Consider the following 12998-nt stretch of genomic DNA (forward strand, 5'->3'; position numbering starts at 1 on the left):
AGTCAGCGTTATAAAATTTCTTTTGTAAGGTTATTGAATAATGTATTTATGTAAGTTTACTTCTTTTGTTTTAAAAAATAATATGTATTTCATCGATTTTTTTTGCTTTTAAACGATTTATTACACAATATTTGTTTCGTCAAAATCCCAAATCATGAAAAAGTTACTACTAATAATTACGCTGTTATTTGCGCTTGTCGGTTTTTCGCAACCGATTACAGTAAGTACTACCAGCCACACAGTACCACAATTGGTTAACAATGTGTTAATCAATTCCCCTTGTGTATCAGCGACCAACATCACTTGGAGTACCGGAACCAACTTTGGCTCTTCAAACGGAATCGGATTCTTTCAGAACAGTAATCCGGGATTTCCTATGAGTAGCGGAGTTGTTTTGAGTACAGGAAATGCTATGAATGCAGCCGGCCCAAATACTTCTCCGTTAAATGACGGTTCAATAACGTGGCCGGGCGATACCAGTTTGGAGGCAACATTGGCTGCTTCAGGAATTACTATGGTTTCTAAAAATGCTACTGTACTGGAGTTTGACTTTACTCCTATTTCCTCTAACTTTAGTTTTGATTTTATTTTTGCCTCAGAAGAATACGGAAATTTTCAGTGTCACTATTCCGATGCTTTTGCGTTTCTGTTGACCAATATGAATACCGGTGTAACTACCAATTTGGCAGTAGTACCCAACACTACTTTACCTATTTCAGTTGTTACTATCCGAGACTTTCAGTACAATTCTTCCTGTCCTTCGGCAAATGCGCAATATTTCGGCAGTTTTAATGGTGGTTCCGCAGCATCCGGGTCTGCTACCAATTTTAACGGACAAACCAAAGTATTAACAGCCGCTTCCAATTTGACCCCAAATGTACCCTATCATATAAAATTAGTTATTGCCGACCGATTGGATCCCCAATCGGATTCGGCGATTTTTATTTCTTCTGACAGTTTTAATATCGGTCAGGATGTGTTAGGACAAGATGCTCTTGTTGCCAATAATACCGCTATTTGTTTCGGACAAACCCACACCTTAACTACCGGTTTGAGCACTACAGATTATTCATTTACATGGAAAAAAGATGGTGTAACGATACCGGGCGAAACAGGATCAAGCTTAATCATTAATCAGCCCGGGACCTACAGTGTGAGCTATTCCAGTCTTTCTAATTTTTGTCAGCCGATAACAGACAGTATCGTGATTGAATACTATCCTGAAATTGTAACTGCCAATCCGGTTAATGTTTACAAATGTAATTCGGGTGCAGCCTCTTACACTTTCAATTTAGATTTGAATACTCCAATAGTAAAGGAAGGCTTAGATCCTTCTGCAGTAGTTTCGTACCACATTTCACAAGCCGATGCCGATAATGATATCAACCCGCTACCACTGCAATATAACAGCGCCAGCGGACAGACTATTTATGTTCGAATTGAATTGCCCAGCACTTCTTGTTATACAGTAAAATCATTTCAACTGCTAACATCTCCCGGACCAATTGCAAATCAACCGGCGGACATGATAAAATGTTCACGCTCTCAATATTTTAATAATGCTTATTTTAATTTGAACAGTCAAACCGCATCTATTTTAAACGGACAGTCTTCTGATATCAATATAGTAAGCTATTATTCTTCCTTATTGGATGCTTCTAACGGAACCAACGCAATCGCAAATCCGCAAAATATTTTATTGTCTGACACCACAATCTATGTTAGAGTACAAAACGTAAGTGATCCTTTATGCTACAGCGTAACCAGTTTCAACATAGTAATCGAGCCGGCTCCTCCGGTAGATGACTTGGACAATGTTATTGTGTGCACCAGCTATATTTTACCAGAATTAACCAACGGGAACTATTTTACAGCTCCAAACGGAAACGGAATTCCTCTATTTGCCGGGAATGAAATTATTGAAACACAAACCATCTATATCTACAATCAACCTGATGGGCCAGGCACTTGTGCCTCAAGCAGTTCTTTTCAAGTGAAAATTTTAGACCCGGAAACGTTATCTCCACTAAACGTTACTCGTTGTGGAAGTTATACTTTACCCCATGCTCCCTATGGAGATTATTACACTTTACCGGGCGGACAAGGAACATTAATCCCTCCGGGAACAGTTTATACCGCATCAACCGTTATCCACTTTTACTATGAAACCGAAGTGGAGCCATTTTGTGCCATAGATACTGATTGTAACATTACTATTTTACCGTTAGTCGAAGTAGGAAGCAGAGCTGATGTGTTTGAATGTACTTCTTACACCTTGCCGGCATTATCTATTGGTGATTATTATACAGGACCGGGCGGAACAGGGAACATGTTACATGCCGGCGATGTGATTACAACCAGTCAGACTTTATATGTATATGCTTCCTCAAATGAAAGCAGCACTTGTAGTGACGAGGACAGTTTTGAAGTTATCATCGGAATGCCTCAACCGGCTGATGTAAACCAATGCAATGGTTATACTTTACCGGCTTTACCAATTGGAAACTATTATACAGGTCCTCATGGCACCGGAACGGTAATTCCGGCCGGAACCGTTATCAACTCTAGCACAACCGTTTATATCTATGCCGCTACAACCAGTGGTTCCAATAACTGCACAGATAACATGCATTTCACATTAAATATTGCACAACCTGAAGTAGACAGCTTAAGCGATGTTTCTGTATGTGAAAGCTATACATTACCGACCTTAGTTCATGGAAGCTACCGCACCGGAATTGACGGCACCGGAAACCTATTGTATGCCGGGGATGTAATTGTATCTACACAAACTATTTATATTTTTGAGCGTTTAAATGCTACTTGTTTTAACCAAACGAGTTTCACAGTTACAGTGAATACCCCCCCTAATATAGACTCTCGTTCAGACATTGACATTTGTGACCAATATACTTTAACTGCTTTGAATGTGGGTAACTATTATACCGGACCAAATGGGTCAGGAACAATGCTTACGCCGGGAACGGTGATTACAACTTCTCAGCGAATTTACATATATGCCGTTTCCAACACCACCCCTCCTTGTAGTATTGAAAACAGTTTTCAAATTAATATTTTCTCTACCACTGCTGATGATCCGGCTGATGTAGTTGCTTGTGACAGTTATACGCTTCCGGCTTTAACTGCGGGGAATAAATACTATACACAATCCGGTGGCCCTGATGGAACCGGAACAGAAATTCCGGTGGGAACCATTATTACTACCTCTCAAACCATTTACGTTTTTAAAGAATCATTGATTCGGGTTTCTTTTAGCTGTATGAATGAGAATACATTCACAGTAACTATCAATAATACCCCAGTGATTCCGGCAACTACAAATTTTAGCGAATGTAATTCCTTTATCTTACCGGCTTTAACCATTGGTGATTATTATACCGGAACAAATGGATCAGGGACGCTATTGCATGCCGGCGATACAATTACCAGTTCACAAACTATTTATGTTTTTGCTCACACCGCTACTTCACCTGACTGTACCAGCGAAAAAAGTTTTGTTGTAAACTTATTTAATGTAGATAACTTACCAAATATTACCAGCTGTGAAAACTACACTCTACCGACTCTAACTGTAGGCAACTACTATACAGGCCCTAACGGAACAGGAACTCATTTGCTACCGGGAAGTGTAATAGCTACTTCACAAACTATCTATATTTACGGACTATCTCCATTCACATCGGGATGCGCGGATGAATCATCTTTCACAGTAACGATTATCGATGAGCCGGTAGCTCATTCTGTTCCGGCTGGTATGAGAACACTTTGTGATGAAGACGGCACCAACGACGGGGCTACTTTATTCAATTTAACTACATTATCGTCTACAGTTCTGGGTTCACAAACCGGAACCGAATTTACCATAGCCTATTACGAAAGTTTAGTGGATGCATCTAACCAAACCAATGCTGTGACTTCATCATCCCACAGTCCTGTTTATGTTAGAGTTAGTAATACCTTAGCGCCCAATTGTTATGACATCAAACCAATTACTATAATTGTCAACAAATTACCAAATCCAACGCCTATCGATGGTGTAATTTGTATTGACAGTGAAACCGGAGCCCTTTTAAACCCGTACACCATATACACCAATTTACCCGGCGCAACGCATACTTTTGTTTGGACTAACGAAAACGGACAAACTGTAGGTGCCGGAAGTTCTTACCAGGCTGTTGCTCCCGGTGTTTATACCGTTGTGGCTACACACAAAATTACAGGATGTGCCTCTGAACCCGTTTCAGTAACTGTGATTCCTTCTGAGCCGGCCGTTGTAACCTTTGAAGTACGCGAAGATTTTGAAGATCATCAAAGCATTATTGTAACTGCTACGGGACAAGGAAATAACTTTGAATACCAGCTTGACGATTCAGGTTTTCAGGATAGCCCAATATTCAATGATGTTCATTCAGGGATTCACATGATAACTGTTCGTGATAAGTACGGTTGCGGAAGCGTAACGGTAAAAGCATTGGTAGTTAATTATCCTAAATTCTTCACGCCAAATGGTGACGGAATCAACGACACCTGGAATATCAAAGATTTATCAGGTCAGCCGAGTGCTTTGATTACCATCTATGATCGTTATGGTAAGGTGTTGAAACAAATCCGACCAAGTGGTTACGGATGGGACGGAATATACAATGGCCATATGATGCCTTCAGATGATTATTGGTTCAGCGTAAACTACAAAGACGAAAATCAGGAAGAAAAAGAATTTAAGGCCCATTTCGCTATGAAGCGATAATCTATACCTACTCTATGAAAAACTCCCGAGCCAAACTTGGGAGTTTTTTTATGTTAATGTTTGTAACATATTCTTTTTTTTGTAGTCTATTTGTGCATTGAATTAATTATCATCAATCACAAAAACATGAGATTTAAAATTGTACTCTTCACTATTTTCAGTAGCATTTCTCTTCTTCAAGCTCAAAATTCGGTTCCGAAAGCCATCGATTTAGGGAGTATTTCAGGAAAAGTTATCGACAAAACCAGCAAACAGCCTATTCCCTATGTAAATGTTTCTATCAAAAAAGAGGACAAGCTGATTACAGGAGGCATTACACAAGATAATGGAAATTTTTCCATCAAAAATTTACCCCTCGGAAATTATGCTGTTGAATTTCAATTTATTGGCTACAAAAAACAAACGGTATCAGTAACCCTAAGTGCTGCCAACAAAAGCCTTAACTTGAATACCATCCTCTTGGAAGAAGAGGCGGTGCAGTTAGAAGGAGTTGAAATCGTCAAAGAAAAATCAACTTACGAACAAAAAATTGACCGTAAGATTATTAACGTGGGAAAAGATTTAATTTCGGCGGGAGCGACTGCCGGGGAAATCATGAACAATATTCCTTCTGTAAGCGTGGACGCACAAACCAATGCCATCAGTTTAAGAGGTAATGAAAATGTCCGTGTTTTGGTAGACGGAAAACCAACCAATATTGATCCGGCACAATTGCTCAAACAAATTCCATCAGCTTCTATCAAACAAATTGAATTAATCACGAATCCTTCGGCTAAATATAATCCGGAAGGAATGAGTGGTATCATCAATATAGTGTTGCATAAAAATGCCAACCAAGGATTTAATGCCAGTATCAATAACGGGGTAACTTTTGCCAAAACGCCTAAAGTAAATTCCTCTTTTGACATGAATTATAAAACCGGAAAATTCAACTTCTACGGAAATTATGGTTTCAATCACGGGCTACAGCACAACAATGGATTTGTAAACAGCCACCAGCCTAATGCTGAAAAAACGGTGGATTTTAACTTTAGCAACAAAAACACTTCTCACTTGTACAAAATAGGAGTAGATTTCTATTTGAATGACTTCAACACTATATCTGTATACACCAATCAAAACTTATTCAACTCCAGCGGAAGTAGTGCTACTCGTGTTGATTATGCGGATAATACAACGCTTGAAGATATCCTCCAAACCAATAACAGCCATAACAACAATCCGTCTGGCACATACAATTTTGATTTCAAACACAAATTCAAAAAAGAAGGAGAAAATATAGAATTGGAAGCCAATTACAATCGTAACAAAGGAACTGAGAATTCTCTTTTCAATACCATTACCAACAGCGGTGAAGTGGCATATCTGAATGATATTACCAGTATAAACAACAACACTAAAATCAATTTAGATTATACCAATCCGTTACCAAAAGACGCGAAACTTGAAGCCGGTTTGGAAACCCGAATTGAAGACACCAATAACGATTTCAACAAAGACCTAGCCTACAATTCCGACTTTAAATACGAACGAAAAATTCATTCGGCTTATGTAACGTATGGTAAACAATGGTCTAAATGGGGTTACCAAATTGGTGCCCGTTTTGAAAACTACACTGCTGATGCCAAGTTTAATGCCGTAGATACAGAAGACAGTAATGGAAACGGAAATACTACCGAAATCATTACCGATACATTCAATGACAAAATCAATACGGTTTATCCAAGCGGTTATCTGTCTTATAAACTTTCAGAGAACAACTCGTTCAATTTCAACTATTCAAGAAGAGTAGACCGCCCGAGCATCGGTCAGGTAAACCCAATTAGAGAGTGGAGTACCCCAACGGTGAGTTCAGTTGGAAACCCTTATTTGAAACCACAGTTTACCAATTCCTTTGAATTGAATTACACTCGTAAGACCAAAATAGGAACAATTACAAGTGTGGTGTTCTACAGAATGATTACTCACGAAATCACACGTTTGGTTACTATAGATCCAAACGACAGCAACCGAAACATTTTGTCTTATGACAACTTCAAGGACAACAACTCGTACGGGGCTGAGATTTCTGCCAATTTGGATTTCACCAAATGGTGGAGTGCTAATATCGGAACTGATATTTATTTCAAAAAAATACGCGGAACCATTGAATCTGAATTCCTCGAAAGAAATGTATCTATATTCAACGGAAGAATCAACAACACTTTCAAGGCAACTAAAAACCTGCGTTTCCAGCTTTTCGGCATGTATCGTGGTCAAGAACAAGGATTGCAATTTCTTAGAAAAAACATGTACAAAACAGATTTGGGCGCCAGCTACAATGTGCTGAAAGGCAAAGGAACAATCAGCGCCCGTGTGAGTGATATTTTCAACACTATGAATTTCAGTTTTGACGGAACCCTACCCTACAGACAAGAAGGAGCCTTCTATTGGGAAAGCAGAAGTGTATATTTAGGATTCAATTTCCGTTTTGGAGGAGGTAAAAATGCAGCACTGCAAAGAAAACAAAGAGATAAAAACGAAACCCAAGGAGGTGGAGGAATGATGTAATTTTTTCATCATTGAGTTATTACAAAAAAAGCCAAACTTAAAGTTTGGCTTTTTTGTTTTATGACAGTAGGATTACCACTTTATGATAGCACTGGCCCAGGTAAATCCACTCCCAAAAGCAGCTAAAACCACCGTATCCCCTTTCTTGATTTTGCCTTCTTCCCATGCTTGAGTCAAAGCAATAGGAATGGAAGCAGCAGTTGTATTCCCAAATTTTTGAATATTGTTGTAAACCTGATCATCGTTCAGGCCAAACTTTTTCTGGATAAATTGTGAAATTCTGAGATTGGCCTGATGCGGAATCAACATATCAATGTCCGAAACCTGCAGATTATTGGCTTCCAATCCTTCATGAATCACTTCACTAAAACGAACCACTGCATTTTTAAAGACAAACTGCCCGTTCATGTACGGAAAATAACTTTCGTCATTCGGATCATTATCCGCCAGTATATCAGTCACCCATCTGCCACCCATACCCGGCGCCAATACCGATAATTCTTTAGCGTGTTCACCTTCAGAATGCAGATGCGTCGACAAAACTTGGCTAACCTCATCTGTGGCTCGGCTCAAAACAGCCGCCCCTGCTCCATCTCCAAAAATCACCGAAACCCCGCGACCGCGTGTAGTCATATCCAACCCAATCGACTGCAGTTCAGAACCGACAATCAAGATATTTTTATACATTCCTGTTTTAATATACTGGTCGGCAATGGACAGTGCATAGACAAAACCCGAACATTGATTTCTGACATCTAAGGCACCAATGGTTCGTAAACCCAATTCTTTCTGCAAAGAAACACCCGGTCCAGGAAAATAATAATCGGGAGATATCGTCGCAAAGACAATGAAGTCAATTTCTTCTTTACTGAGACCTGAACGCTCAATAGCAATTTTTGCAGCCTTCACTCCCATGGAGGTTGTGGTTTCTCCACTGCCTTTTAAAACATGACGACGTTCCTGTATTCCGGTTCGCTCCTGAATCCATTCGTCATTAGTATCCATTATTTTGGACAAATCATCGTTGGTAACTATATTTTCGGGTACAAAATAACCAAGTCCCGATATTTTAGAGTGATACATAATCGCTTTATTAATTTAACAAAAACAGCCTGCAAAAATAGCTCTCTTCTAAAAAAAGCTCCTCACAAGGTAGTCATTTTTTCGAAATTCTTAAAAAGAGTTGGAAGTAATATCCAAAAACACTTTAACTCCATCAGGAAGCAACTCTGCATTTTCAAAAAACAACAGGGTATTCTCAAATGTGGCTTCAATCAAATAGTGACTCCCACGGAAATAACTCCTTTTAATCGTTACCTCTAATGCCGACTGTGCAACAATTTTCAATTGATGCGGAAAAACAAAATGCTTTTTCCCGTCAAGGGTAACTTCATTTACATCGCCAAAAAGTGAAGCAATGTATTTATTCTCGGGTTGATTGTAAATTCTTTGAGGTGCACCGCTTTCAATAATCGCTCCGGCCTGCATTATCAAAACCTCATCGGCAAACGACAAAACATCAGTACTGTCGTGAGTAGCAACAACGGTAGTAATCTGTCTTTCTTTCAGATAAGCAAACAGCCTACGTCTCAGACTGTTCTTTCTGAAATTATCAATGTGACTGAAGGGTTCATCCAGTAACAATACTTCGGGTTCTAAAGCTAAAACCCTGGCAATAGCGACGCGTTGCATTTGACCTCCGCTTAAAAATTGGGCTTTGACATTCGCGAATTCCGTCATTTCAACAATCTCTAACAACTCGGCAATACGTTCTTGCTTGGTTTCGGGATAGAAATTGGAAAGGTACTTCCCTACGTTTTCCGCCACGGTGATATAAGGCATCAAATCAAAATCCTGTGCTAAATATTTCATGTATTCCATACCGGGAATCAAATGAAACTTGGGGCCAAGTACTTCTTTTTCGTTCCAAAAAATCTGCCCGCTGTCTAAGTCATAGAGTCCGTAAATAAGCTTGAGCAGGGTGCTTTTCCCGCAACCGCTTTCCCCGATAACGGCTACGTTACTTCCTTTTTTAACTACAAAAGAAAGTGCTTTGAGTGTTATTGTATCCTGATAAGAAAAAGTGAGGTTCTTAACTTTGAGCATGTTTTGATTTTGAGAGACAAACTTACGAAGATTATTAAAAAGATAAGGGCAAAACTCAAACGTGGAGAATCGCCCTTATCACCCTAACCAATAAGTAATCAACCTATTTATTTTATATATTTTTCAAAAGACTTGGTGTCAATCCGTGCTCCCAAATCGTGTAATAAATTATACAATCCGAAAAAGGTTCTGTTGATGTATAAAAAATGCTTTGATCCTCTGTTACCATTCATTTTTCTTAGTTGTGTATCCTTTGAAAACTCTTCTCCCATTTGGGCAATTTTTCCAAAAAAATCTTCATCTGAAAAGTCAAAAAAATCACCATGAAAAGGCTTTGTAAACAAACTCAACAAATCATGAAATATTTTAGTGAAATACGCCAATTCTTTTTCGGAATCATCCGCTCTCAAAATCTCCAATTCATATAATTTGGCGACAAACAATTCTGAATTATTGATAATTTCCGGACGAGCCAGTTCGAAATAAGGAACATAAAACTCCTCAGGCACCTGCTTCATACAGCCAAAATCAATCGCAACCAAATTACTATCGGCATCAATCAAAAAATTTCCCGGATGCGGATCGGCATGAACTTGCTTTAAATGATGCATTTGATACATATAAAAATCCCATAAGGCCTGTCCGATTTTATCACTTTTATCGCTGTCTTCATTCTGTGCCGTAAATTCGGAAAGGTGTTGTCCGTCTATCCATTCCATCGTTAAAATCTTTTCTGATGATAACTCGGGATAGTATTTTGGGAAACGTAAGTTTTCAATCTTTTGGCACCAATCTGAAACTTCTAAACTTTGTTTCAATTCTAAAACATAATTGGTTTCTTCGAGTAACTTATCTTCTACCTCTTTAAAGTATTTCTCAGAATCTTTACCTTTCAAATTAAACATTCGTATGGCAAAAGGTTTTACCAAAGCCAAATCAGAGCTGATACTTTCCGACACCCCCGGATACTGGATTTTCACAGCATAATTTTTCCCATCTTTGGTGGCTTTGTGTACCTGACCGATACTTGCCGCATTCATAGCATCCGGAGTAAAAGTGTCGAATATAGTCTCTGGATAATGTCCTAAGTATTTTTTAAATGTTCTTCGAACCAATGGCGCTGACAATGGTGGCACCGAAAACTGTGACAATGAAAATTTATCAACATAGGCTTGCGGCATGATACTTTTGTCCATGCTGAGCATTTGAGCTACTTTCAGAGCACTTCCTTTCAGGTTTTTCAAACCGTCGTATATATCCTCGGCATTGTTTTCGTTTAATTTATCCCGATTTAGAGAAGGATTGACCATTTTTTCGCCATAATAAGCAACATAGTTTCCGCCGACTTTTATTCCGGTTTTAACCAATTGCCCTGCGCGTTCTAATTTTCCAGTTGGAATTTTATCTAATGTTTTCATGATTGCATCTTTTCTTTCCAAAGGAATTTCCCCAAATCGAATAAACTCTCTAAAGGCTTGGTGTCTAATAAATCTACTACGGTGTTCACTGATTTTTCAATTAATACATCCGTTTTCTCAAAACCCTTTGAAGTATCATCTATCCAAAATTTCAATAAAAACAAGAACTGAAGCCAAGCTCCTTCAGCTATAATGGGCTCAGTCACTTTCGCTGCTTTCCCAAATGGCTCAGAAGGTTTGGACTTTATTGTAGTTACGATATAATCCTTAAAATGGTTTCGGAACTTGGTCAAACTTTTCAAATTCTTTAGTCCTTCTTTGTTTTCCTTTAAAGAAAACAGAATATAACTCCTATTAAGCGTTAGTATTTCAAACAACGTAAAATAAAGTGTGAGCAACTTATCCTTGTCGGAATAACTTTCAAAAGCGGATTCTTTTTCTATGGCGGTTACTGCATTTTCAAAGAATTTAATCCATACATCCTGTCTTAGTGCGTCAAGCGAGCCAAAAAAAGTATAGAAATCGCTTTCTTCAATTTTGTTTTTTTTACAGAAAGCAAAAACGTTCTTCGGAGCTTCATTCATTTCTAAAACATCATTCATGTACAAAGAAACAATCTCAAAATCGTTGAGCACTTTTTTCTTTGTTTTGGTAGTTTTTGTTGTTGCCATACTATAGGTATTTACGGAATGGTAAAGTTACGAACTGTTTAATTATTATACCAAAAAGATAAACAAAAAATTTTGTTAAATGTTGGTTAAAAAGGAAATAAAAAAAAAAGCGCCCATTAATTTGAGCGCTTTTAGATGTATGAAGTATCAACTTATTTTCCGGCTTCTTTCTGAGCATCCTGAACCATCTTTTCATTGGCCGTAATGGCAAATTCTACTCGACGGTTCTGGCTTCTTCCTTCCGGAGTGTCATTGGTAGCAATTGGATCAGCGATTCCTAAACCAGTGGTATTAAATCTTGAGGAAGCCAATCCTTTTCCAACCAAATAGGCTTTTACTGAAGCAGCTCTTTGATTGGAAAGATTCAAATTGTATTCAGCAGACCCGGTACTGTCAGTATAACCGTAAATTTGAATGTTCGTATCAGGGTATTGATTAAAAACCGGAATTAACTTGTCTAAATTAGCTTTGGCCCCAGCCGTTAAGGTAGATTTGTTTGTATCAAAACGCACCGCATTTTCTCCTAAAACCAATTTGATTCCTTCACCAACACGCTCTACTTGAGCACCCGGCAAAGCAGTCTCAATCTGACGGGCTTGTTTGTCCATTTTGTTTCCGATAACCCCACCGGCAACGCCTCCAACAACACCACCCAGTACAGCGCCTAATGCTCCGTTACCACCTTTACCTATATTGTTCCCAAGCACACCCCCTAATATGGCGCCACCTACAGCTCCGATAGCTGCTCCTCTTTGAGTATTATTTGTGTTTTTTACGGCTTCACAACCTGTAAAAATATTTCCAAGTGTCAGTATACTAACCAATGCTATAATTGTACTTTTTTTCATGATTTCTTAATTTAATTTTTCGAATTGATATACTACATCTGCGCCACTGCCTCCCACATTAATGTGGTCTATGAGCTGAAATGAAGTTTCTGTTTGGTTGGCTACGCGTAAGATGTATCCCGATTTGACCGTTTTAGCTTTGGCTTCATCCAAAATCTTCATCACAAACTGCCCTTCCTTATTGATATACCAAGTAATCGGAGTGCTGTAGGCGGTACATTTCGGACTGTTGAGCGTCATCGTACCTTTATTGTTATTGGAAACAAATTTCCAGGTACTGCCAATAAAACATTTGGAATCGGCTAAATCAAAAGAAGTGACTTTAATCACATCTGAGCCGGGATAATTTACAGAAACAATCTGCCAATTTCCTTTAATACTCACTTCTGACTTGGTGTCGGTTTTTAAACTGGTCACCGAATTTGAAGATTTACAGGAAAAAATCAAAATCGACACCAGGCTCATTAAGATCATTTTTTTCATACCAATAAAAATTAAGGATTATATAATGCAAATATACGCTCATTTTCAATTGCGTCTTTACATAATTTCACTAAATACATACAAAATTATTTCCCCGTCAATTTGTCAGCACAACAATAATTGGTATTGGTTTTGACAAGTAAAAATCAAATTG

The 12998-nt window shown here is 38.5% G+C and carries 8 protein-coding genes; 2 read left to right on the forward strand and 6 right to left on the reverse strand.

What is annotated here, in order from left to right; translation table 11 throughout:
- The first annotated feature begins 154 nt into the window (after positions 1-154).
- Entirely contained in the window at positions 155-4768 is a 4614-nt protein-coding gene (locus ACSVH6_RS07150; RefSeq protein WP_438076978.1) for a choice-of-anchor L domain-containing protein, read from the forward strand.
- Between the two features lie 126 nt (positions 4769-4894).
- A complete protein-coding gene (locus ACSVH6_RS07155) occupies positions 4895-7318 on the forward strand; it encodes a TonB-dependent receptor domain-containing protein (protein ID WP_438076980.1) in 2424 nt (807 codons plus the stop codon).
- Between the two features lie 72 nt (positions 7319-7390).
- On the opposite strand, the gene ACSVH6_RS07160 is transcribed toward ACSVH6_RS07155, so the two are convergent.
- From ACSVH6_RS07160 to ACSVH6_RS07185, 6 genes are all read right to left on the reverse strand, one after another.
- Positions 7391-8401 carry a 3-oxoacyl-ACP synthase III family protein gene (locus ACSVH6_RS07160; RefSeq protein WP_438076982.1) on the reverse strand — a complete coding sequence of 337 codons (1011 nt, stop codon included), beginning with the start codon at positions 8399-8401 and terminating at the stop codon, positions 7391-7393.
- Positions 8402-8491: 90 nt separating this feature from the next.
- A complete protein-coding gene (locus tag ACSVH6_RS07165; protein ID WP_438076984.1) occupies positions 8492-9424 on the reverse strand; it encodes an ABC transporter ATP-binding protein in 933 nt (310 codons plus the stop codon).
- Positions 9425-9531: 107 nt separating this feature from the next.
- Positions 9532-10842 (reverse strand): ABC1 kinase family protein, encoded by a 1311-nt coding sequence (locus ACSVH6_RS07170; protein WP_438076986.1) that lies wholly within the window; start codon positions 10840-10842, stop codon positions 9532-9534.
- Positions 10839-11513 (reverse strand): TetR family transcriptional regulator C-terminal domain-containing protein, encoded by a 675-nt coding sequence (locus ACSVH6_RS07175; RefSeq protein ID WP_438076988.1) that lies wholly within the window; start codon positions 11511-11513, stop codon positions 10839-10841. The genes ACSVH6_RS07170 and ACSVH6_RS07175 overlap by 4 nt, the downstream gene beginning before the upstream one ends.
- A gap of 152 nt (positions 11514-11665) precedes the next feature.
- Complete coding sequence (locus tag ACSVH6_RS07180; RefSeq protein ID WP_438076990.1) at positions 11666-12361, reverse strand: OmpA family protein; 696 nt, start codon at positions 12359-12361, stop codon at positions 11666-11668.
- 6 nt (positions 12362-12367) lie between these two features.
- A complete protein-coding gene (locus ACSVH6_RS07185; protein WP_438076992.1) occupies positions 12368-12844 on the reverse strand; it encodes a lipocalin family protein in 477 nt (158 codons plus the stop codon).
- Positions 12845-12998 lie beyond the last annotated feature (154 nt).

The sequence above is a fragment of the Flavobacterium sp. XGLA_31 genome (genome assembly GCF_051547105.1).
Classification (GTDB): Bacteria; Bacteroidota; Bacteroidia; order Flavobacteriales; family Flavobacteriaceae; genus Flavobacterium.

Bases quoted from the DNA above. Each gene is read 5' to 3' on its own strand.
- ACSVH6_RS07150 (WP_438076978.1), top strand. From the start codon at position 155: ATGAAAAAGTTACTACTAATAATTACGCTGTTATTTGCGCTTGTCGGT.
- ACSVH6_RS07155 (WP_438076980.1), top strand. From the start codon at position 4,895: ATGAGATTTAAAATTGTACTCTTCACTATTTTCAGTAGCATTTCTCTT.
- ACSVH6_RS07160 (WP_438076982.1), bottom strand. From the start codon at position 8,401: ATGTATCACTCTAAAATATCGGGACTTGGTTATTTTGTACCCGAAAAT.
- ACSVH6_RS07165 (WP_438076984.1), bottom strand. From the start codon at position 9,424: ATGCTCAAAGTTAAGAACCTCACTTTTTCTTATCAGGATACAATAACA.
- ACSVH6_RS07170 (WP_438076986.1), bottom strand. From the start codon at position 10,842: ATGAAAACATTAGATAAAATTCCAACTGGAAAATTAGAACGCGCAGGG.
- ACSVH6_RS07175 (WP_438076988.1), bottom strand. From the start codon at position 11,513: ATGGCAACAACAAAAACTACCAAAACAAAGAAAAAAGTGCTCAACGAT.
- ACSVH6_RS07180 (WP_438076990.1), bottom strand. From the start codon at position 12,361: ATGAAAAAAAGTACAATTATAGCATTGGTTAGTATACTGACACTTGGA.
- ACSVH6_RS07185 (WP_438076992.1), bottom strand. From the start codon at position 12,844: ATGAAAAAAATGATCTTAATGAGCCTGGTGTCGATTTTGATTTTTTCC.